This window comes from Fibrobacter sp., from assembly GCF_017545445.1.
In the GTDB taxonomy this organism is placed as follows: Bacteria; Fibrobacterota; Fibrobacteria; order Fibrobacterales; family Fibrobacteraceae; genus Fibrobacter.
Map to the genome: position 1 here is coordinate 1 of NZ_JAFWOM010000080.1, position 22,538 is coordinate 22,538.

General features: G+C 48.2%; 22 protein-coding genes. 11 read left to right on the plus strand and 11 right to left on the minus strand.

Annotation, left to right across the window (positions count from 1 at the left end; all coding sequences use genetic code 11):
- Positions 1-492: AAA family ATPase (locus tag IKG78_RS09645; protein WP_290942784.1), on the plus strand; the 492-nt coding region annotated here is incomplete at its 5' end.
- 77 nt (positions 493-569) lie between these two features.
- On the opposite strand, the gene IKG78_RS09650 is transcribed toward IKG78_RS09645, so the two are convergent.
- On the minus strand, positions 570-1,268 hold the full coding sequence (locus IKG78_RS09650; RefSeq protein ID WP_290942785.1) for a hypothetical protein: 699 nt from the start codon (positions 1,266-1,268) through the stop codon (positions 570-572).
- A 66-nt stretch (positions 1,269-1,334) separates the two neighbouring features.
- Between IKG78_RS09650 and hisC the strand changes: the two genes are divergently transcribed.
- From hisC to IKG78_RS09665, 3 genes are read left to right on the plus strand one after another with little or no spacing between them, the layout of a single operon-like run.
- On the plus strand, positions 1,335-2,420 hold the full coding sequence (hisC, locus tag IKG78_RS09655) for a histidinol-phosphate transaminase (protein WP_290942787.1): 1,086 nt from the start codon (positions 1,335-1,337) through the stop codon (positions 2,418-2,420).
- Positions 2,421-2,429: 9 nt separating this feature from the next.
- Entirely contained in the window at positions 2,430-3,266 is an 837-nt protein-coding gene (gene hisN, locus IKG78_RS09660) for a histidinol-phosphatase (protein ID WP_290942788.1), read from the plus strand.
- A gap of 34 nt (positions 3,267-3,300) precedes the next feature.
- The gene (locus tag IKG78_RS09665) at positions 3,301-3,957 is read left to right on the plus strand and encodes a hypothetical protein (RefSeq protein WP_290942789.1); all 657 of its coding nucleotides are present in this window, start codon (positions 3,301-3,303) and stop codon (positions 3,955-3,957) included.
- A 268-nt stretch (positions 3,958-4,225) separates the two neighbouring features.
- On the opposite strand, the gene IKG78_RS09670 is transcribed toward IKG78_RS09665, so the two are convergent.
- Entirely contained in the window at positions 4,226-6,592 is a 2,367-nt protein-coding gene (locus tag IKG78_RS09670) for a DNA internalization-related competence protein ComEC/Rec2 (RefSeq protein WP_290942791.1), read from the minus strand.
- A 117-nt stretch (positions 6,593-6,709) separates the two neighbouring features.
- Here IKG78_RS09670 and IKG78_RS09675 point away from each other — a divergent pair, with 117 nt between their 5' ends.
- Positions 6,710-7,999 carry a zinc-dependent metalloprotease family protein gene (locus tag IKG78_RS09675; protein ID WP_290942793.1) on the plus strand — a complete coding sequence of 430 codons (1,290 nt, stop codon included), beginning with the start codon at positions 6,710-6,712 and terminating at the stop codon, positions 7,997-7,999.
- Between the two features lie 14 nt (positions 8,000-8,013).
- Positions 8,014-8,565, plus strand: coding sequence for a DUF4416 family protein (locus IKG78_RS09680; RefSeq protein ID WP_290942795.1), 552 nt, complete (start codon positions 8,014-8,016; stop codon positions 8,563-8,565).
- Here IKG78_RS09680 and tsaA read toward each other — a convergent pair.
- From tsaA to IKG78_RS09715, 7 genes are all read right to left on the minus strand, one after another.
- Positions 8,562-9,251 carry a tRNA (N6-threonylcarbamoyladenosine(37)-N6)-methyltransferase TrmO gene (gene tsaA, locus IKG78_RS09685; protein ID WP_366075159.1) on the minus strand — a complete coding sequence of 230 codons (690 nt, stop codon included), beginning with the start codon at positions 9,249-9,251 and terminating at the stop codon, positions 8,562-8,564. The two genes, IKG78_RS09680 and tsaA, sit on opposite strands and share 4 nt — an antisense overlap.
- A 5-nt stretch (positions 9,252-9,256) precedes the next feature.
- Positions 9,257-9,907 carry an endonuclease III gene (gene nth / locus IKG78_RS09690; protein WP_290942799.1) on the minus strand — a complete coding sequence of 217 codons (651 nt, stop codon included), beginning with the start codon at positions 9,905-9,907 and terminating at the stop codon, positions 9,257-9,259.
- Between the two features lie 16 nt (positions 9,908-9,923).
- Complete coding sequence (locus IKG78_RS09695) at positions 9,924-11,528, minus strand: AAA family ATPase (RefSeq protein WP_290942801.1); 1,605 nt, start codon at positions 11,526-11,528, stop codon at positions 9,924-9,926.
- Between the two features lie 318 nt (positions 11,529-11,846).
- Complete coding sequence (epsC, locus tag IKG78_RS09700) at positions 11,847-12,632, minus strand: serine O-acetyltransferase EpsC (protein ID WP_290942802.1); 786 nt, start codon at positions 12,630-12,632, stop codon at positions 11,847-11,849.
- 22 nt (positions 12,633-12,654) lie between these two features.
- Positions 12,655-13,839, minus strand: a complete 1,185-nt coding sequence (locus IKG78_RS09705) for a phosphotransferase (RefSeq protein ID WP_290942805.1) — start codon at positions 13,837-13,839, stop codon at positions 12,655-12,657.
- Between the two features lie 173 nt (positions 13,840-14,012).
- Complete coding sequence (locus IKG78_RS09710; RefSeq protein WP_290942807.1) at positions 14,013-14,375, minus strand: hypothetical protein; 363 nt, start codon at positions 14,373-14,375, stop codon at positions 14,013-14,015.
- Between the two features lies 1 nt (position 14,376).
- On the minus strand, positions 14,377-14,511 hold the full coding sequence (locus IKG78_RS09715) for a hypothetical protein (RefSeq protein ID WP_290942810.1): 135 nt from the start codon (positions 14,509-14,511) through the stop codon (positions 14,377-14,379).
- Positions 14,512-14,842: 331 nt separating this feature from the next.
- Between IKG78_RS09715 and IKG78_RS09720 the strand changes: the two genes are divergently transcribed.
- Positions 14,843-15,895: a polysaccharide lyase gene (locus IKG78_RS09720; RefSeq protein WP_290942812.1), complete on the plus strand. Its 1,053-nt coding sequence runs from the start codon at positions 14,843-14,845 to the stop codon at positions 15,893-15,895.
- A 59-nt stretch (positions 15,896-15,954) separates the two neighbouring features.
- On the plus strand, positions 15,955-17,469 hold the full coding sequence (locus IKG78_RS09725; RefSeq protein ID WP_290942814.1) for a carbohydrate binding domain-containing protein: 1,515 nt from the start codon (positions 15,955-15,957) through the stop codon (positions 17,467-17,469).
- A gap of 294 nt (positions 17,470-17,763) precedes the next feature.
- Here the strand turns inward: IKG78_RS09725 and rbr are convergent, their stop codons facing one another.
- The gene (gene rbr, locus IKG78_RS09730; RefSeq protein WP_290942816.1) at positions 17,764-18,303 is read right to left on the minus strand and encodes a rubrerythrin; all 540 of its coding nucleotides are present in this window, start codon (positions 18,301-18,303) and stop codon (positions 17,764-17,766) included.
- Between the two features lie 344 nt (positions 18,304-18,647).
- Between rbr and IKG78_RS09735 the strand changes: the two genes are divergently transcribed.
- Genes IKG78_RS09735 through cysK form a run of 3 tightly spaced genes read left to right on the plus strand, consistent with a single transcriptional unit; the run spans position 18,648 to position 21,792 of the window.
- Complete coding sequence (locus IKG78_RS09735; RefSeq protein ID WP_290942818.1) at positions 18,648-19,481, plus strand: TIGR02147 family protein; 834 nt, start codon at positions 18,648-18,650, stop codon at positions 19,479-19,481.
- Positions 19,474-20,832, plus strand: coding sequence for a hypothetical protein (locus IKG78_RS09740; RefSeq protein WP_290942820.1), 1,359 nt, complete (start codon positions 19,474-19,476; stop codon positions 20,830-20,832). The genes IKG78_RS09735 and IKG78_RS09740 overlap by 8 nt, the downstream gene beginning before the upstream one ends.
- 39 nt (positions 20,833-20,871) lie before the next feature.
- Positions 20,872-21,792, plus strand: coding sequence for a cysteine synthase A (cysK, locus tag IKG78_RS09745; RefSeq protein WP_290942822.1), 921 nt, complete (start codon positions 20,872-20,874; stop codon positions 21,790-21,792).
- A gap of 124 nt (positions 21,793-21,916) precedes the next feature.
- Here cysK and IKG78_RS09750 read toward each other — a convergent pair whose 3' ends face one another.
- Positions 21,917-22,534 (minus strand): hypothetical protein, encoded by a 618-nt coding sequence (locus tag IKG78_RS09750; protein ID WP_290942825.1) that lies wholly within the window; start codon positions 22,532-22,534, stop codon positions 21,917-21,919.
- Positions 22,535-22,538 lie beyond the last annotated feature (4 nt).

Here is a 22,538-nt window from a genome sequence, read left to right on the forward strand (position 1 = left end):
CGTTTGACGGACGGCAAGGGCCGTACGGTGAACTTCAAGAACACCTTGATTTTGATGACCTCGAACTTGGGTGCCGAAAAGTTCCGCTTGAGTGCGGCTAGCGCCAAGAACGGCGAACCGCCGCAGGTTGCGCTTTCGGATGTCGAAGCTGACTTGCATGCATTCTTCCGCCCGGAATTCTTGAACCGCTTGGATGAAGTGCTTGTGTTCCAGAGCCTCTCGAAAAAGCAGATTCGCGAAATCGTGAAACTCAAATTTGCGGATTTGGCGAACCGCGCTGCCCGTCAGGACTTGGTGCTTACGCTTTCGGATGCGGCTCTTGATGCGATTGCGGAAGGCGCTTACCAGCCGGAATTCGGTGCTCGTCCGATCCAGCGTTACATCGAACGTAACATTGAACGCCCGCTGAGTCACGCGATACTCTCGGGTACTGTGAGTGCCGCAAAGCCCGCTGTGGTCGATTACCAGAACGGAATGTTTGTGGTGAAGTAGTAGGCGGTAGACAGTAGGAAGTAGACAGTGGTGTCATCCTAGGCAATCCTGTCTACTGATAACTTCCTACTTCCTACTTATAAAGCTGTCATAACGTAAAGAGCAATGGTCTTTTGATCATTGTTCTTTTCTTGCATTACGCCTACGTCGAAGTCGATGCGGATGTGGGTCCCGCCAAATGTAAGTTCCATTTTCGGAATGATATCGACCATAAAGTCATCACGGAAATGCCCTACGCTGGCTGAGGTGTTGACTTCCAGGAAAAGACGGAAAATTTGTCCGAAAACAATTGTCGGAATGACTGCGCCTGAAAACTTGGCGTAGCCGTCTTTGCCGGTCGCTCCTTCGAGGAATCCTGCACGGAGTTCATAGTAGTTGGCAAAACATCTTGCGATGAACAGCTGCGTACCGATAGTGAAAACGACAGCACTTGCATTGATATCGCTCAAGTCCAGATAACCGTCCAAGGCGATAAAGGAAGCGGGCTTGTACCGGAAACGCCCTCCGATGTCGAGTGCGGTGTGGATTTCGTCTAATTTATTGTAAGTGTTGATGTCGAGTTTTGTTCCAACGTCAAATTTTTTATTGAGTTGTCTTGTGAAGTTGATGGGGAAAAGTACGTTGGAATTAAACGGAGAGCGGATGCCAAGGCCGAAGCCCATTTTCGGGGAGGGGCGGCTTTCAGGGCCGAACGTATAACGCATGTCCCACATGTGGTCCAGTGCAAAGGCGTTTGTGGCAAGAACAGCAAATAACAGGCAAAGAAGGCGTCTCATGATTACCAAAGTTAGATAAATCGTTTGGTAAAAGCTAAATTTACATGCGTAAAAATGGAGGTATCTGTGATTGAACCGCGTCCAGAACTTTCAAAACTTTCCGATTACGTCCCTGGCAAGTCCATTGACGAGATTCGTGAACGTTATGGTCTTAAGAATGTTGTAAAGCTAGCGTCTAACGAGAACCCGTTGGGTGCTTCCCCGAAAGCGGTGGAAGCGTTCCATGAAATTGCGAATTCGTTGCACTTGTACCCGCGTGGCGATGCTCCGAAGCTGATTGATGCGATTGCCAAAATGTATGGCGTTTCGACGAACCAGATTGTCATCGGTAATGGTTCCGATGAAATTATCGACATGGTGGGCAAGGCTTTTATCCGTCAGGGTGACAACTGCGTGGGCATTACGCCGACGTTCTCCGTCTATAAGTTTACGACACTTTCGAACGGTGCCGATTTTATTGGCGTGGGTGAAGGCGAAGAAAAGGCTTCGTTGGATAAGCTCGCGGCTGCCGTTAACGAAAAGACACGTGTCGCTTTCATTTGCAACCCGAACAACCCGACTGGTCACTATTACACTGAGGCCGAAATTCGCAGCTTCCTTGCGAAAGTGCCGTCGAACGTTCTCGTGTTCTTGGACGAAGCTTACGCTGAATTTGCAACGGCTGCGGATTACCCGAAGATGGCTCCGCTGCTTTCGGAATACCCGAACTTGTTCCTCAACCGTACATTCAGCAAGATTTACGGCTTGGCTGGGCTCCGCGTGGGTTATGCGATGGCAAGTGTTGAAGTCGTCCGTGCGATGTGGAAAATCAAGCCGCCGTTTGACGTGAACCAGGCTGCTCAGGTGGCTGCTGTGGCTGCTCTTGCCGATACCGCACACGTTGAAGCAACCCGCAAGAACAACGCCGTTGGTTTTGAATACCTGAATCGCGAACTTGGTGCGCTCGGTTTCAAGGTTCTCCCGACGCAGGCGAACTTTATTTGCGTGCGCATCGGTGAACGCGCCAAGGAACTTGTTGCGTTCTTGGAGCAGAACGGAATGATTGTCCGTGGTCTCACGAGCTTTGGCATGCCGGAACACATCCGCATCACGGTCGGTAAGCCCGAAGAAAACGAATTGCTTGTTTCGCTTGTCAAGAAGTGGGTCGGCTAGGAGCTTGCTATGGAAAATCGCGAAATTGCAAAGGCTGGCGTAGCTCCTGAATATCTGGAGCTTTTGAAGATTGCGCTCAAGACGGCGGAACTTGCCGAAGAGAACATCCTCAAGTTCTATCAGAACGATGTGGGCGTCGAATGGAAGGCTGACAAGACTCCTGTGACGATTGCGGACAAGGGAACGGAAGAACTCGCCCGCAAATTCTGGGCAAAGGAAACGCCTGGCTTCGGCGTCATTGGCGAAGAATTCGGCATTGAAAGCCCTGATGCGGAATACCAGTGGGTGATTGATCCGATTGACGGCACCAAATCGTTTATTCATGGCGTGCCGCTGTTCGGTACGCTGATTGGCCTCTGGCATAAGAATGTTCCGATTGCGAGTGTGATTCGCTTGCCGGCGATGAAAAGCGCTGTGTGGGCGGTGAATGGCGGCGGCGCCTTTTTGGACGGTCGCGAAGTTCGTGCTTCGAAAGTGTCGCAATTGAGCGATGCGCTTGTGCTTTCGGGAACGGTCAATACGATGGAAGACAAGGGCTTTGGCGAAGGCTTTACGAAGCTCCGCCGCAGTGCCCGCTTGCATCGCGGTTGGGGCGATTGCTACGGCTATTACCTCGTGGCGGCTGGCCGTGCCGAAATCATGGTGGATCCGGTCGTATCGATGTGGGACATTGCTCCGTTCCCGCTCTTGATGAAAGAAGCGGGCGGCAAGTTCAGTACGATTGACGGCAAGACGGAACTCTTCGATGAAAACGGCAAGCCGACCGCTCCGATTTACGAAGGCTTCACGAGCATCGCGACGAACGGGCTCTTGCACGACGCTGCACTGGAATGCTTGAAAAAGTAAGGTTTATCGCATATAAAGTTGTTTTTGTAGGTGTATGAAAAAAATTCTTATAGGCTTTCTAGTTCTTGTTCTTTGCTGTAATGGCATGGGCGAAGAACCGGTCAAAGAAAGCTATTTGCCCTATGGAATGACTTTTCATGCTTCTTATGTGTATTCGACTACTGCGGAAGTATCTCTATTTGATATTCGATCTGGGACTGAAGCGGACGCTTTCCATATAGGCAATTTATTTGATGTCTATTTTGGATTTGATCCGCTTCATGTTAGCATTGATCCAAATAAAGTTTCTGACGAGGCTCTATTTTCTTTGGGTGGAGCTTTAGTGATGGGCTTGATTGTAGGGGCGTTTGATGGACATGCTCCTTCAAATAAGGTTTTAGAAGTGTTAGGCTATATACTTCTAGGAGTCCCTGTATATGCGTGGTGTGGAAACTTTTATATACCTTTAGTTCCTAAAGCATGGTTGGGATTGACAGATCAAAGTCATATTATTTCTCATGTTATTTATGAACGAGGATTTCATCTACGTAGTTTTACTTATGTGAATGATATTGGCTTGCGGTGGTCTCCAATACGAACAAATAACTCCATTACTTATTTTGAAGCCGGCGTTCGTTTGGAGAAAAATTTTGCAGATGATTTTAAGTGCAAATTTTTCTTCCAGATAGGGGGCGCTGGAACAAGTAAATAGCTTATCTTTCTAAGATTAGTCCCTATAACCTAACTCTTAAATGCAAAAACTTTACTGGATCCTATCGGTCTCCCGGCTCGGTGGTTCGACAAAAGGTCACTGAGCCTGCCGAAGTGCACCAACCTTAATTCGGGGCTAAAGACATTAATGGCTTCGCATTTGAATAAGGTTCCCTCCAGAATGACTTCTTCAGTAAACCGTTCACTTCCTACTTCCTACCGTCTACTTCCTACTATTTCCTAATCCCTAAAACCTACCACCTAAAACCTCACTCCCACATCGTTGTATAGCTTACTGAATCCGGGACGAACGTGAATGTTATCGTCCCTTTTTTTGCGGTGTTGATGTAGGGGATGTTTAGCGAATCGAGGCGGTCGGTGACTTGCTTGTGTGGGTGGCGGAACCTGTTCTTGCGGCCGCTTGGGATGATGGCGTACGTGGGGGAGACGGCGTTCAAGAACGGTACGCTGCTGGACGTTTTGGAACCGTGATGCCCGAGTTTCAGCACGTCGCTTTTCAGATAGGCGTCTGTTTTCATGATTTCTTTTTCGCCTTTGACGGTGAGGTCTCCGGTGAGGACGGCGGAATGCCCGAGTCCTTTGAGCCTAAGCGTAATGCTCCCTTCGTTGGCTTCGACGCAAACGTCGTTTCGCGGATGGATGGTTCGCATTTCGAAGTAGTTTTCTTTCCACAGAATGCCGCGATGGATGTTGCGGATAGGAATGTTCCTTTTGCGGGCTTCGCTGAGGACTTGTTGCCAGTCGGGTTTGCTTTCTTTCATGGAACAGTCGCTTGTCCAAAGTTCCCTGACGGGGAACATTTTCAATAGCGAAAGCGCTCCGCCGAAATGGTCTTTGTCGGGGTGCGTGATGATGAGCGCATCGAGTTTGCTCACACCAATGTGGTGCAAGAACGGAACGATGATATCCTTGCCGGAATCTTGGCGGCTGTTGTCGCCGGCGTCGATGAGAAAGTGTCTTCCAGATGGCGTCTTGACGAGGTGGCTATCGCCTTGCCCGACATCGATGGTTGTGAGCGTCCACGACGGGTGTAGCACTTCGCGGTAGCTTTCAAACGCGAATAAAGCGGCTGCAATTAAAATGCATAAAAACGCGTATTTGCGTGCGATGTAATTCTTGTAGCAAACGGGCAAAAGCAGAATCAAGAATCCGAGCGCGAGTAGTACTGCTGGCGAAAATGGCCCGATGGTCATCGAGGCGGCGGCAGAGTCCGAGAGTATTCGCGTCAAAAGCGATGCCAACCGCAAAAAGAATCTCGCGGCTTCGCAGAATGTTCCGCAGATAAAGTCAACGGGCGAAAGTTGTGCGAAAAGCCCCGCCTGCATGCCAAGCGAAATCGCTGGCACGATGATGATGTTCCCGAACCATGCGAATGGCGAAAGCGTCTTGAAATGATGGATGAGGAACGGCGCTGTTGCAAGCGTCGCGCAGAGCGTGACGTAAGTCGGGTCAATCGCGAACGCTTGGATCTTTTGCCAAAGCTTGTTTTGCTTGAGGCTGTCGGGCAAAAGCTTTGTCGGGTTGTGCGGCGTTCCGATGATGATTCCGGCGGTTGCTGCAAACGAAAGCTGGAATCCCGGATTCCAGATGACGTTTGGCTCCGGCAAGATGATAAGGAGCAATGCAACGCCCAAGCTGTTGAGCGTGTTGGCGGGTTTCCCGAACAAAGTGCCGATTTGCGGAATGGCGAACATCATGACCGCACGGCGCACGGCTGGCGAGCCTCCCGTAACGGGAACGTAAATCGCAAGGAGCGTCACGGCGATGATGATGACGATTTTATGCGGAAGGCCCGTCGCTTTCAAGAAAATCATGAGCATTCCAGCAAGCAAAACGACGTGAAAACCGCTAATCGCAAGCACATGCACGAGCCCCGACCGCTGGAAATCGCTCCGCAGCACTTCTGGAATGCCGGAGCGGTCACCTGCCAATAATCCCATCAAAAGTCCCGTTTCGGCAGGGTCGAGAAACTTTGCGAACCGTCGTTGCAAAAATTGCCGGAACTGGAAAAAGCTCCGCTCGAACGTCCAATCGTCGCGATATGCAGTCCATCGTTTGAACTTGCCATAGGCGGCGAGCCCCTGCGAATTTAACCAGCCTTGCGTATCGAATGCTCCGGGCACGCTCGGAGGTGTCACCGGGTACCACGAAGCCTCAAAACAGATGGAATCACCTGGCAGCGGGAGGTCCGGCAGGTTCCGTTTTTCCGTTAGCCGGACTTTATAATACCCGCTGCGCGCACTCTCGCGAGCCGTTTCCTCGGCAGAACTTGAAACATTTACAATAAACGCAGTTCCTTTGGGGCGTGGTAGCCGCGTTTCGATTGTGCCGCAGCCGTTTCGGCTTATTTCCATGATATTTTTTGTTGCAGGAACCCCTTCGTGGGCAACAATTCCCATTGCCATCGTGATGAATATCACCCATTGAAGGTGCCGCCTGAAGAAGTGCATGAGCAAAAACACGCTTCCGAGCAAGAAAACGGCGAATTTTGGCTCGTCGAGGGACGCTATTGTTGCTGCGAGGGTGAGTGCACTCACAAGGGCGGGCTTTCCGTCAAGTGGTGCGATAAGGTCTTTTGATGCAATAATTATTTTTTCTTTAATATTTTTTTTCATTTTCTTATTTCTTTTGTATTTTAAGGGGGTCTCTATTATCTATAACACGCTTTTGAGGAGTTTTTGGACAGGTTTTTTATGAAAAATGTTTGTAAAAAATGGATATGGTTGTGCCTATTGCTTTTTTCGTTGGCAAACTTTTTTACTGCATGTTCTACGACGGATGCTGATGGCGATCGCACGCTTGTGCCCGATCCTGATCATTTGATCGTTTATAAACTTTTTCCAAATGACTTGGCTCGGAATGATTCCGCTGCTGCGAATCTTGCTCGTGGAATTAAGCTGGTCGTTCATCCGAAGGCTTCTTACAAGCTCTCTTTTGAAATAGATTCTACTCAGCCTGTCCCTGAATTGCAGTTGTTTCGTACATTTGAAATCCAGAATGACAAGTATCATGTCGGTTTTTCGAAAGTGCGTACTTTGCAACCAACTGTTGTCGGAAATCGCTACGAGTATTCGTTTAAATGCGAAGAAAATCAAATGTCGATATGGTTTACGTCGCTTGGTGTTGATGGAAAATATTACGATGGCGAAATCAAAAATATCCGGTTTACGGGCATGGGGGCCTATAGTGACCATTTCTCAATTAATTTGATTGTGGTTGGGGAAATGGAAAATACGCAAGATGGTATGAATGTCGAGGAACTTTCGCAACTTATGCTCAAAAAGTTTCGTGAAAAGTATTATGGCGTGACTGTCGATACTCTTTATGTGCGTTATGCTCATGAGCATCCTACGGTGGGGTACAAGTATCCAGCGGATAGACCGTGGGTGTCTGGCTTGAATTCTGATGATTACTATTTAAGTGAATTAACGGAATGGCCCGAAGACGAAGTTTCCCATGCGTTGAATATTGTTCTTGTCCATAGTATCAATTCAAATAACATTACGGGATTTTCACCCTTATTTGCTGGAGTTTTGGGTGCTGGAAATGAGAGCTCTGTTGTGATTGGCGAACACGTCAAAAAGTCGTCTGAAGAAATATCGCCGTTGACTTCTATGAACATCGTGATGACGGCGATTCATGAAGCGGGGCATTTCTTTGGACTTCGCCATACTTCGACTACTAGGCGAGATTTGAATCAAGTCTTAACGCTTGAAGACGGTTCTAACAGTGAGGTGGGAGACTGGTCTAATATCGAAGACGGATTGACGGATACGCCGTTCTGTGATTATATTTTAAGAAGTGGGCTTTATAAACAAGGGGATGAAGAAGATTGTACAAATGTTATTCCAAATGCAGTTTTTGCGACGAATGCCAGCTATGCTCCAAAATCACCGCTTTATCAATGCAAGGATATAGACAACATTATGTTCCCTGTAACAGTTGATGAATATGAAGATGGTTCGTTTACGAAACAGCAAATGGAACTGGTTCGTTCGTCACTCGTGATTTTCCCGCATTAAGTATTACTGAAAAAATGAAAGCTTCTCAATTTTCTGAAAATGCGCAGCTGATTGCGTTCGTGTTGCAAAAGGGGCCTGAATGGGATCCTCATGTCATTGAACTGCTTGAAAAAACGTGGGGGGCGATTCGCCATAAGGGGAAGCTTTTCGCGTTTGACAAGACGGACTACTACAAGCCTGAAATGGGCGACGATTTGTACCGCGGAGTCGTTTCTTTTGAAAAGGAAATTCCCCCGGAGTCGATTGCCGAAGAAAAGGAACGCAGCAATGCATTGGAACTCACGACGACAACCGCTGAAAATCCTGAATTTCGACATGTGAATATTGACATCGGCTACATGGATATGGACAAGGTTGTGCTGCCGAGTTACAAGCGTGGTCCGTTTAAGTTGTATGCTGGCAAAGGCGTATGGCTCGATATGCTTTTGACGTATGCGAAGGGCGTCTTTCATCCGACCGCTTGGGCGTTTGATGATTTTGTGCGGAATCCTTACCAGCACGATTTGCAGTTGATCCGCGAAAAGTTCAAAAAAGCGAGAAAAACAGCGAGCGGGGAAAACCCTTAAGCTTTAACCTCTAATCCCACTATTTCAAGTTCGTCGTTTTGCACCTTGAACTTGATTTCGTAATTTGCAAACGAAAATCCATAAACGCGTTCCGGGTCGTTTTGGTAGGCGGGGCGCGGGTCCTGTTCCAAAACTTCTATAAGGGCGGTTCGTTTTTCGCGAGGCAGCTTGTTCAGCAGTTCGGATTCCTTGACGTGAAGCTTGTTCTGGCGGACTGCGTCGGCGAATCCGCCTGTCGCTTCGGGGTGCGCGTCGGTGTAGGGAAGGTACGGCTTGATATCGACAATGGGCGTGCCGTCCATCAAGTCGGCTCCGCTGACGATGATTTCGGGACCTTCTGCTCCGTCGAGATGAATTTGTTCAATCTTGACGCACGAAAGTGCTATCGGATTGGGGCGGAAACTGGAGCGTGTCGCAAAAACGCCGAGCCGTTTGTTTCCGCCGAGCCTTGGCGGTCGCACGGTCGGACTCCATGTGCTTCTGATGTTCTCCGAGAAAATCCATACAATCCACAAGTGGCTAAAGCCTTCGAGGCCGCGCAATGCATCTGCGTTGCGGAACTCTGGCTCGAAACGAATGGCTGCTCGCAAGTTCTGCACGATTCCGCTCTGACGCGGTATGCCAAACTTTTCGCGGAAATCGCTTTTGATGCGGGCGATAATTTTAAACGAAAGCTCTTGCATAATAAATGTCACCCCGCACTCTGTTGCGGGGGCCGTTTCTTGCTTTTGATGACGCTGCAAATAGGACAATCTTCGTCTTTGTGTCCGCGTGCTTTGCAGTAGGTACGTCCAAAGTAAATAATTTGCAAGTGCCGCTTTTCCCATTCGCTTTCTGGGAATGCTTTTTTGAGGTCTTCTTCCGTCTTTTCAACGCTGCTGCCATCGCTTAAGCCCCAGCGTTCGGCGAGGCGGTGGATGTGCGTATCGACGGGAAAAGCCGGGAGTTTGAAGATGTGGCTCATGATGACGCTTGCCGTCTTGTGGCCGACTCCGGGGAGGCTTTCGAGTTCTTCGAACGAGTGCGGAACTTCGCCTTTGAATTTTTCGACGAGCGCTTGCGAAAGCTTGAAAATGTTCACGCTCTTGGTGTTGAAAAATCCGCAGGGTTTGATGATTTCGGCAATGCGTTCCACGCCGAGCTTGACCATTTTTTGGGGCGTGTCGGCATGCTTGAAAAGGACTGCGGTTACTTGGTTCACGCGGATGTCTGTGCACTGGGCACTTAAAACGACCGCGACAAGCATCGTGAACGGATTCGTGTAATTTAACGGAATCGGCGGATTCGGGAACAGCTCGTCCAACTTTTCGCCAATGAATTTGATTTTCTCAGTGCGTTTCATGGAGGGGGCTAGTGCGTTATTTTTGGAATTTTTCGATGATGCAACGATGCTCTTTCGTTTTTTCGTCGTAATTTACACCGACAAAAAGCAAATCTCCAGAATATTTTTCAAGTGCATCGCCATAATTCTTTGCTTGGATTTGGGCTAGTGCAGTCTTTTCGCATGCGTTACGTTTGAGTTCTATGATAAGTGCAGGAGTATTCGGCACATAAGGAATCATCACGACATCGGCAACACCCTTGCCTGCAGGGAACTCTTTGACAATAGTGTATTTTAAATTTGCATAGAAATATGCAAGGCAAATCACCGATTGGAAAGTCCCTTCGCTATTATAATTTAAGTTGTTGCAAATTTGTTCATGAGCCTTGTTTAATGCATCGGCCACGGCTTTTGAATTGCCTTCGATGGTGCTGTCCATCAACTGCTTGCTTGAATCTACAAGCTCAATAAGAACCTTGTAATCCGGAGAAGGGCGTACTGATAGAATCCACTGATCCCGTACTTCGCGGTTTGGAATGTAGCACTGCTGTTCATCGCGGTTGTAAGCGAGATATCCCAGATGAACTAAATAAGTGAACACGTCGTCTTTGCAGTGAAAATCCGTCATCGTGTTCAGATAACTATCCACATTCACGTGAACGCGTCCGCCGGCAATCATCGTTTTCACGTCATCCAAGATGCCGTCAAAATTCATCAGGATGTAATTTTGCAACGCTTCGTATGAACCGGTTTGTGTCCAGTAACTCTGGAAATACTTGCGTCTAATTGTCGAAACGATTGATTCTGGGCTATAAGTTTCAATGCCGTTGATATTATAGCCGTCGTACCAGCGTTTACATTCTTCGAAATCAACCGAATATTTTTCACAAAGGTCATGAACTTCATCGGCTGTAAAGCCTACAAATTCCGCAAGCGACCAAGAGTCTCGCATGGTGTATTCGTCGAACATGTTCAGTTTTGACTGAACCTTGTCACGCACGATAGGCAAAATGCCGGTAATGTAAGCAAGTGCAATCGCAGGAGCTAAATTTTTGTTCTTGAACATGGCGTTCAAGAATGCGAGATACGAATTGAAAACGGAATCCGCCACGCGTTCACGGATGAGCACATCGTATTCGTCGATGATAATGGCAAACTGTTCGCCTGTGGCTGCGTATATTTTTAAAATAGCATCGGCGAGACTTTCTTCTCCTGTGATGCGTGCGTTAGGAAATTCAGATTGCAATTCTTGGACGATTGCCTTTGTGAATATCGGGACAATGTCTCTGTTTTGAAAGTTAATCCCGGATTCAATTTCTTGGGGTGTGCGGTTTGAAAAAACGGCGTTTACGTCTAGCTTTATCACGTTCAGCTTGTTCAAGTATTTTTCAAAACTTGAGTCTTTGGCAATTTTCAAATCTGCAAAAAGCTCTCGGCTATCGCATCCCTTGCTGAAATAGGCACAAAGCATGTCTTCTGCCATGCTTTTGCCGAATCGACGAGCACGAGAAACGCACACAAAGCATTTCTCAGTATTAACGATTTTGTTAATCTCGGCAATGAGCATGGACTTGTCCACATAGATGGGCGAGTTCAAGCACTTTTGAAAAGTGACATTATTCGGATTGACGTAAATTCCCATAGTTGTGAATATAATAAATCGAGGAGAGCGCGCGGAAATGGCGGATTTACGCTGAATGCAAAAAGTCCCAGGTTAAGCACCCGGGACTTTTTTCGTAAACGTTGTTGAATTTATGGCTTTAGTGCGAGAAGTTCTTCTTTAGGAATATTCATTTTCTTGGCGATGCTGACGAAGCCCATTCTTTGTCCAATGCTTTTGAATGCCATAATCATCTCCTTTACCAAGTTTTGGTCAATGTACGATTCCAAATGGAATTTAGTTGGAAATGAATATACAATCTTTTTTGCAATGGGTGCAAGCGGTCGCTTTGCGGCTGGGTTAGCAGTCCTGCGTAAAGTCTTGCTGCATGTTGAAGCTCGGCATTTCGTCGTGCGGGTGGCCTACTTGAACAGCTGGGACTCCGGCGTATGTTGTATGTGCCGGAACGTCGCAAAGCACAACGGCTCCAGCGCCGATTTTCGCACCGTCGCCGATGTGGATGTTGCCAAGCAGCTGGGCATGTGCACCGAGCATCACGCCGTTACCGATTTTCGGGTGACGGTCGCCGATTTCGTTGCCGGTTCCGCCCAAGGTCACGCCGTGCAAAAAGCTCACGTTGTTGCCGACGGTTGCGGTTTCGCCGATGACGATGTTGGTCGCGTGGTCAATCAGAAGCCCGTAGCCGATTTTAGCGGCTGGATGGATGTCCATGCCGAACTTGCGGCTGATGATGCTCTGGAGCATCTTGGCGGGGAAGTGGCGGCCTTCTTCGTAAAGAATGTGGGCCACGCGGTAGGCTTGCAGCCCTTGGAACCCTTTGAAGAACAGCAACGGCTCAAGCGGGCCCGTGCAAGCGGCGTCGCGGAGCACGGTCGCCTTGATGTCTTTTGCGGCACAAAGCAGAAGGTTTGGATATTTTTTGTAGATGTCGCTGAACATCTTTTCCAGTTCCGCACGGTCAATCACTTCGCCTGCGAGTTGACAAGCTAGAGTCACGCAAAGCATATCCGCAAAGTTTTTGCGGTTGAGGACTTGCTCTTCGAGCATCAACTTCGAAAGCGGCTCGGTCTTTACGATTTCTTCGGCTTCCTTGCGGAGCAACTGTTCCATTTCTTCTGGTGTCATGATGACGCCAAATATAGAAAATTTACAACGCAAGCAGTGCTTGGGCGGGGATCCAGAACCAGTCGGGCCTGAATTCCAGTTCGTAGCAGGCTTCGTAAATGGCTTTCGCCAAAATGTAGGGCTTGGCAGCTTTTTCAATGGCATCGGCTGAAACCCCGGAAACTTTGGAGTAGCCGGTGATAGAAGCGAGTTCGGCGTCGGTGGGGTCCGTCTTTGCGACGGCTCCAGCGTAGGCGAAACTGCGCAACATCCCTGCGATATCGACGGCGGGGGAGCGGCATGTCCGCCTGTAATCGAGGCTACGCGTCGGTTCGCCTTCGAAGTCTATGATTTCGAAATGCTTAGTGCCGTTCGCGCTTTGCGTGATGAGCACTTGTCCAAGATGGTAGTCGCCGTGGATGCGCTGGCGTTTGAAAGTCTTGTCGCTGAATGTTTCGCGCAACAAGTCGTAATAACGGATTTGCAGTTGCGGCAGGCGTTCACGCAGTTGCGGGGCGTATTTTGTGTCCTTTGTGCTTTGCAAAAGTTGTGCGAGACGTTCGAAAGGCGGTTCGTCGCTGCTGTACATCGGGCCGCCAAGTTTCTTGAAACTCTCGTGCATCTGCGCGGTGGACATTCCGAGCTGGAACGTGTCGGTGCTGCTCATGTCGTTGCAAAATTCGTTCCATGCGTCCTTGGCATCTGCGAAATGCTCTTCGAGGATTCCCCACGTGTAAATTTCGCCTGCGTTGGACTTGTAATTGCATACAGCGTAAAGCCTTGGAACGCGGCTGCTGTCGGCCTTGTTCATCGCTTCTAGAATTTCTGCTTCGGGATGCAGCCCCGGTTGCAACCGGCGGTAAAGCTTGAAGAAGAATTTTCCGGGGGCGCAGAATGCGGAATTGCTTTGTTCTTTCGAAACAGGCTTGACGCTTGCGAGGGGCGCCTTGGGGAGCGGGGCCGTAATCCGGAACGAGAAAAACCCCTTGTCGCCGGAGAATACCGATTGCTGCGAACCGTCGAGGAAAGCGTCTTCGAGAATTTTTCCGACAGCGTTCTCGTCGTCGATGATGGTGTAAATATCGCTTTCGCCGTCCATGAACGAAACTTTGATGAGCTTGATCCGCGTCGTTCCGGCTTCTGTGGAATCAAGCGTTTCTACATGCGAAATGGTTCTGTTTTTCCCCATGAACCAACGTTGTTTGCTGAGATATTTAATCAAGTTCATGAAAAAAATATAAATACTTTGATTAGAAAATATCCTTTTAATAACAAATTTTCCCCGACAAAAATTATATACTGTTATTATAGGAGATGGTTGGGTAGGTTCTCCTTGGAAAAAAGAAAGTGTCTTCGAATGGAACGTATGGGTTTAGGAGAAGGCACTTTTTTTTATTTCCCCTATTTGCTGGGATTGGCGAGCGGTGCGAAATATCCTTGAGAACGGAGTGTCGCCAGGATTTTGAGCTGTTGTGGAACAGGTTCGTTGGGCAGGCCTTCGATGACGAAGGGCGGAATCTGCTTGATGGGCTTGAACGCTTCTGGAACATCGCTGTAATCGCAAAGTTGCCATGCGGCAAGCAGTTTTTCGATGAACTCGCTCCACGGAAAGTTGTCGGTCGGCTGCATCGTGAATCTTGCAGGCTTGAGGTTGTCCCTTGCGTCGAGCAGCAGGCTTCCGTCTTTATAACAGGCGAAAACCGCAGCCTTGCGAGGTGCGTTTTCGGTCGCCTGTTGGGCGGGTATGTTTAAGATGAGCTGCAATTTATACTAGGGCGAGTTGACGCTGGATGAGACTGTACTCGTGTTCCGTAATCGAAGTGATTTTTAGAATAAGTTCACGCTTGAGCCCCGCTTTGATGAGCTCTTTTGCATACTCCATTTTTCGTGTAGATTCCATATTATGCCTCTTTTTATAAAAGACGTAATAAAAAAATAATATTTTTATTGCGGGTTTGGGACCATAATTTGAAAATTTTTCGATAAATATAAAAAAATGACTCAAAAACGCACTGTAACGGTAACGTGTTGATGTACAATGAGTTATTGATGAGCCCAGTTTGTGCGGAAATGTCGTTTCTTTTCTCTGCTTCCATTTTTTGGGGTGATTGCTTTCTTCGCTTCTTTTTTTTGTGAATGAAATTGCGACAGACTTCGGCATTGAGACCGACGCGATTATAATAGTGGGTTTTGTGATTTTTTTTATCTATATTGGAAATAGGTATTTTTGCATGAGTTTCAAGTTCCTTTACATCTTGCTATGTGCCGCTGCGGTCTTTTACGTTCAGAGTTTTGCCCAGAACGTTTCGGACACGGTCTCGTTTGTCAACTTCGAAAACCGCGAAGTCGGCGTTTACAACAATGCCTCCGCCAAGGAAGATTTTAAACGCAACGCTACTGATAAAAGCTGGTGGTACGCCATGGAAAAGAACAATGGCGAAAATTCTCGCATCGTCTATGATGGCGAAGAACATGGCAACGTACTGCAACTCAAGTATCCCAAGGGTTGCGTCGGCCCAAATGACAACGATACGCCCGCGTGTGCCGCACAAATTATACAGCCCCTTGAACGAACTGCCGATACCATGTGGAGCGCTTACGATATCTTCTTTGAAGATGGATTCGAATTCCAGCTCGGCGGCAAGCTTCCAGGACTTTGCGGTGGCGAGTGCTATACGGGCAACGCCATGCCTGAAACCGGCGACGGCTGGAGTGCCCGCATCATGTGGCGCAAGGGCGGCAACGCGGTGCAGCTGATTTACTTTATGGGACAGCACTCCGAATATGGCGACGATTTTAAATGGGACCTGGGCGGATCCATTCCGCAAAAGCAATTCACTACGGGTAAATGGCATCGTATTGTAAATAAAGTCTCGATGAACTCGGTGAGCCGGCCGGGCTTAGGCGACAAGAACGGTCGCGTGCAGGCTTGGCTCGATGGCGAACTTGCACTCGATGTCGATACGCTCAGGCTACGCGATTACGACACGTTGCATGTGGATAAGTTCTATCTCTCGACGTTCCATGGCGGGAGTAGTGCGGAGTGGGCGCCAACGCATGACCGCTTTATCCGTTATGACAACTTCACTGTGTCGATGGATTCCATCCCTGTAACGCTGAACGCATCCAGCGGTGGGAGTGGGGGCGAAAACGGCGGTGGAACATCTCGTATCATGAAAATACGCCAGAGTAGAGTGGAAACAGCCCCTGCCGGAATTTACCGCATTGATGGCTCTAAGGTCGGTCATAAAAAAGCCCATTACGAAGTCAATGTATGGAAATAAAAATATTGACAGCGAACTTGTTTATAGTTAAATTAAACTCGATCTAACATGGAGGAAGGATGAATAAGAAAATCCTATTTACAGTGTGTGCAACAGCAACCTTGGCTTCTGCAGCCGCAAACATCGACGATTTCGAAGACGGAAATGGCTTGGCCAGTACCGGTGGTACAGATGACGCTTGGTATGCTTTCAATGACGAGAATGACGGTGGTGCTTCGACTTACTCGAATACGACTGATACTTATGGTCTTGTCGTTGTGATTCCTGAAGCTGCTGCTGGTGGTTCCAAGTATGGTGCCGGCTTGACGGACATTAAACTTGTTCAGGGAACAAATGAATACGACCCTTATGTGACTCTTGGCTTGAACGTCGAAGGCGGTCTTTCTGGCTGCACCACGATTTCTTACAAGTACAAGGGCGCTGGTCACAATCTTAAGGCTGTGATGAAGGGCGATAAAACTGGTTCCTTGACCCAATACAATCGCCACTACAAAGCTTTTAACTCTAGCACTAGCTGGAGTACAGCTTCTGTTGCCGTATCGGGTCTTGCTCAGGATAAGGGCTGGGGAAAAACCGTTGCCTTGAAGATGGCTGACGTTGTGCAACTTGCATGGGAAGTCAAGGGCGAAGCTTCTCCGAACTATCTGTACATCGATGATGTGAACTGCACCGGTTACGCTGGTGGCGGTTCGACGAATCCTGGTGGCGGTGACAATCCCCCTCCGAAAACGGGTTCCACTGCTGTTATCGACGACTTTGAAGACAACAACACCACGGCTGAAAACCTCGGCAAGACCGCTTACTGGTACTTGTACGATGCAGGTGGATCGTTTACCAACACTCAGGATGCAAACAAGTCCTGGGATATCCTCGTGAAGGAAACTTCCAACTCCTATATCGAAATGAAGGGCATCTCTGGCATTACTCCGGGTGACACGACTTATCCGTCTGTCGGCATGGAAGTTGAGTTTGATGTCGGAACGCTTTCTGGATGCTCCGCTGTTCAGTACGATTACAAGGGTTCGGGTCACCACTTGCGTTCTTCTGTGACTGGTGTCAAGGCGAACGCTGGCTACGAACATGTTGCCGCTGATCAGGGTAAGGCTACTGCTTGGAAGACTGTGACTGTTTCTACCATGGAACAGCCGGAATGGGTTGCCGATGCCGCTCCGAGCAGCATTGTGGCGTTCTCTTGGGCCAAGGTCTCCAAGTTGACTTGGGTGGTTGATGAAAAGGTCTCTGCAGCAAACCTCGGAACTGACTTGGCTATTGACAATGTGAAGTGCGTCGGTACTTTGCCCACGGCTCCGAAGAACGATGCCATCCATGCGTCCGTTGCTCCGGCTGGCTTCAAGGCAACTCTCCATGGCAATACCTTGCAGATGACGGTTGCCAAGGCTGGCCTTGTGAAGATTCAGGTGCTTGACATGATGGGCCATGCCATTGAAAGCCATAGCGAAAAGATGGCTGCTGGCAGCTTCGCTCACACCTTCAAGACCATGCCCAGCGGACAATACATTGTCCGTGTACAGCAGGGTTCTGCTTCTCAGCTCTTGAAGATGCAAGTCCGCTAAGATAGCTGTTTAAAATAAAGTTTGCCCCTTTCCTTGCGGAAGGGGGCTTTTTTGTATAAAACGAAACCACCAGCAGGCTGGTGGTACAAAAGAAATTGGTTCCGCTAAATTGCGTTTATTTCGAGACGAGGACTGTGACTGGATTCTTCGGGGCGTAGCCCCTCAGAATGACGAGATGGAACACAGTCTCGTATTAAATCTTGCGACTCTCGGCTCTTAGAAATGGCGCTAAAGCGCTTTTCTTTTCGCCTCGGCTATAAAAACAAGCAAGCTTGTTTTTGCAGCGCTCGGCTTTTAGAAATTGTCCTCATGTATTTCGAAGTAGGCTTGCGGGTGGGCGCAAACGGGGCAGACTTCCGGGGCCTTCGTACCTACGACGATGTGTCCGCAGTTGCGGCATTCCCAGACTTTGACTTCGCTCTTTTCGAACACCTGTGCGGTTTCCACGTTCTTGAGGAGGGCGCGGTAGCGTTCTTCGTGCATCTTTTCGATGGCAGCGACTTTGCGGAACTTGGCGGCGAGGGCGGGGAAGCCTTCTTCTTCGGCGGTCTTGGCGAAGCCTTCGTACATGTCCGTCCATTCGTAGTTTTCGCCGTCAGCGGCAGCTTTCAGGTTCTGGGCGGTGTCGCCGATGCCTTCGAGTTCCTTGAACCACAACTTTGCGTGTTCTTTTTCGTTGTCGGCTGTTTTCTGGAACAAGGCTGCAATTTGTTCGAAACCGTCCTTCTTGGCGCGGCTGGCGAAGTAGGTGTACTTGTTGCGGGCCTGTGATTCGCCGGCGAATGCGGCTTCAAGGTTCTTTTCAGTTTGAGTTCCTGCGTATTTATTTGCCATAAGGTCTCCTCTTGATAGGTTCAGTTTGAAATATACTTCTTTTTTAATGCCTTGCGGAAAAATTAAAACAATCTTTTTTGTTAAATGATACGGGGTGTATCTTTTAGATTTTGAAAATGAAAAATGTTTAATAAAATCTTTAAAAATCTTTAATTTTCTTTAATTTTGTATCATTTTACTGTTGACTTTTGCATTTTCCAAAGCTATATTATAATCAAGCAGGAGAACGCGATCATTAACAGACGACCCCGGAATGAATCCGGGGTGACACTCATAAAGCTATCACCTAATGCCTAACCCCTACCACCTAAAACCTAACTCCTAACACCTAATGCCTAACCACCATGAAACCAATAACTGAATACAAAGATTACCGCCAATTCATGCAGGACTTTTACGATGAACGTAAAAGGACTAGCGCGTTTTCGTGGCGTGAATTTTCAAAGCTGGCGGGGTTCAAGTCGCCGGTTTATCTGAAGCTTGTTTGTGACGGCAAGAGCAGTTTGAGTCTGGTCAAGATGGAGCAGGTGGCTCATGCTATGGGGCTTGTGGGGTATGAGTTTGCGTACTTCAAGGAGATGGTGCGTTTCGGCAATGCGACGAAGGATGCTGTGAAAAAGGATGCGCTTCTCGAAATGGAGAGGATTGCTCGTGAGCACAAGGTTCGTGTTGTCGATGCGGATGCGTTTCAATACTACGAATCTTGGAAGTATCCTGTAATCCGCGAACTTGCTCCAATGATGCCGGGGGCTCAACCTCGCAAAGTTGCCGATGTATGCAAGGAATATATCTCCGCCGAAGAAGTCCGCGATGTTCTTGCTTTCCTCGTGAAAACCGGATTTCTCAAGAAAGAGGGTGAAAAAGTTTATTCGCAAACTGAAAAGGCTGTCATTGGTTCGGCTGCAGCACTCCCGATAGCTATCCGTGCGATGCACAAGGAAATGGGCAATATGGCCGTCCGGGCTGTCGATCGCTACAACGCGAACGAACGTTACTTTGTCGGGATGACGATTGGTGTGAACGAAGAAAATTACGCTCGCGTTATCGCAGAAATTGATGCTTGTGCCAAAAAGATTGCTGCGATTGCAAATGAATCAGATAACTTAAATCAGGTCTATGGTCTGAATTTTCAACTTTTCCCTTTTACAGACAAAATTGAAGGAGAGTCTCATGCTTAACCTCAAAAATAATCTCTACTTTGCAGGTGTTCTTGCTCTTTGTATTTTGGCGGCTTGTTCTTCTGAAGCCCCCTCTACGGCGGGTTCAACAACAATCCCAAATGCTAGTGCGCAAAACGATTCCATCATCTTTGAAGGTGACAAACCCATCATTCCCGGACTCACTGATCTTTGTTACGCAAACCAAGGTTCTAATACCCTTTGTGGCGCATATCTTGATACCTCCTTCTACGAAAAAATTGTCACTTTCAACACGGAATCGACTTCACTAAGTAGCTACGTTGATAGCCTTGATATTAAGGTTTACAGCGAGGAAAAGGGAGCGAGCGCGACTTGCTCCGTAGGCGACCAGTCCTTCGATGCAAAATTTATGATTTCATCAAGTTATATCTTAAAAAGATTGACAATGCATAATGTCGGAACTGCTTGCGACAGTATCCTTCATGATTTCCAGAAAACATGCAACACCAACCCGAAAATCAAAGTGAATGGTGGTTACAATGGTTTCTGTACCTCAATGGGGGATTTGTACGCTTTCTGTGCTGATTTTAGCTACACTACAATGGAATGCTCTGAAGCTGGACCTGATGGCTCGCAAAAATGCCACATAAAACTAGACCCTGCGAAGGGTCTCGATGAAAATAACATTGTTCAAGAGTTTGTACAAAAATCTGAAAGCGTCTGCTCTGATATTTCTGCTGGAAAGTTTGAGTATTATTCTTCGAGTTCTGAATCTCCTCTGTATTTCTTTACTCCCGGACATAATCCCGTGGATTATCTCAGTTCCAGTAGCGTTGGCGCTCCCATTGACACATCTTCGTTTACATTGGAAAAGTATGAGGAACGATTCGCCGAACCTGGAAAAGAATACAAGTTCGATAAGCATGTTCTTGCCTACCGTGTTTTACCTTCTAATGAAGCTGTTATCGATACGAATTCAATTAACGGTCTCACAATCAAGGTGGCTTCGCCCGCTGAAATTGCCAAATATTTCCCGATGACGTCTGCTATTGCTGGTGAAAACTTCAATCCTGAATTTTGTAAAGTATACACCATCACTACTTCTTGGGGGTATCTATCCGAAGCCACTATTCTGACAAATTTGGGGTATGGATTATATTCAAGTACTGTTGAATTTGCATTGATTTTTGCTGGTGGAAAATGTCAAAAGGATAGTATAGGTTTCGCTGAAATTTTTCTCGTGAAGGATTGCGATGGCGTTATCTATGAAGACTCTCAATTAGGCGGAGACTTCTTTGATTCTCCATGGAAATGCGATGAAAACGGAATTCCTTCAGGCAGGGAGAATGGCCCTTACGGCGAATGGATTCGTGCGGATTTGTTAAAATAATACTAGATTGTTCTCCGTACAGTACGGAGGACATTTTTTATGGCCATTTACAACAACATTCTTGAGACGATTGGCAATACGCCGCTAGTGCGTATCAACAAGCTCAACAAGGGCGATGCCGAAGTTTACGTGAAACTCGAAATGTTCAACCCGCTCGGTAGCGCAAAGGACCGCGTGGCGTTAAGCATGATCGAGGCTGCCGAACGCGAAGGCAAGCTCAAGCCGGGTGCACTCATCATCGAGCCGACGAGCGGCAATACGGGCGTGGGTCTTGCTTACGTGGGGGCTGTCAAGGGCTACAAGGTGGTGCTCACGATGCCGGATTCTATGAGCATGGAACGCCGCATGCTCCTCAAGTCGCTCGGTGCCGAAGTCGTGCTGACCGAAGGCGCTAAGGGCATGGCAGGTTGCATCGCAAAAGCAAATGAAATCGCTGCCGCCAATCCGGGGAGCTTTATTCCGCAGCAGTTCGACAACCCAGCAAATCCCGAAGCGCATTACCGCACGACGGGTCCTGAAATTTGGCGCGATACGGAAGGCAAGGTCGATGTGTTCATCGCGACCGCAGGTACGGGCGGAACCGTGAGCGGAACGGCGAAGTTCCTCAAGGAAAAGAATCCGAACATTTATGTGATTGCGATTGAACCGGACGATTCTCCGATGATTTCAAAGGGAGTCGCGGGTCCGCACAAAATTCAGGGCATTGGTGCAAACTTTGTTCCAAAGAACTATGATCCGAAGGTGATTGACGAGGTTTATCTCACGAGCACCGAGAAGGCTGGCAATGCCGCTCGCGCTGCCGCTGCCGAAGAAGGAATCTTCGTCGGAATTTCGTCGGGTGCCGCTTTGGAATGTGCGCTCACTGTCGCCAAACGCCCGGAATTCAAGGGCAAGCGTATTGTGGCAGTGCTCCCGGATACTGGTGAACGCTACCTCAGCACTTGGCTTTGGAACACGTAATTGCACACCGCGGCGTTATTTGGCCAAAGTGGTGACTTTGGCCATTGCAGCCGGCTTTGTGCAGCTTTTGTTATTGCAAAAGAAAAATGCGGCAATCATGGCCGCATTTTTTGCTTTCTAGATTCTAGTTTTTTACGTTCAGCAGGTCGTTTTCCCACGATTCTTTCTGCTTGCGTAGCTTTTCGAGTGCTTTGTCGTCGGCGGTGCTTTCGTCGCGGGTTTGCATGAGCTGCTTGTAGCTTTCGGCGAGTTCGTTTGCGTAAGGATAATCCGGAGCGAGTTTTGCGAGGGTGTCAAGTATTGCTTCGTCGGAATACAAGCGGGCGATTCCTTCAAGGGAGCGCTCGATGTATTTGGGAATATCGTTTTCGAGCTTGAACGATTCCGCTTCTTCGAATTCGATGGGCCTGATTTTGTCCATCCATAATGCTTCGGCGATGTAGAGCTCGTTGTCTTCGGCGATGGCGTCTTTATGCTTGAAAACTTCCAGCTGCGATTTGATGAACGGACGATAGCTGTCGGTATCGATGGTTCGCGACGTGCGTTCGGCGAAATCTGAAAGATTCTTGAGGTTTGATTCAGACGGATTGTTCAGAAGGCATTCCTTGAGAACGGCCAGCTGGTCTTTGGGCGGGAGGCGTTTAAACGATTCGGAATGTGCGCTGTTGGCTCTGATTTTCAGGCGTAAAACGCGCAACAGCAAAAGCATCATGAGGGCGAAAAATAAAATGGACCAATTCACGAAC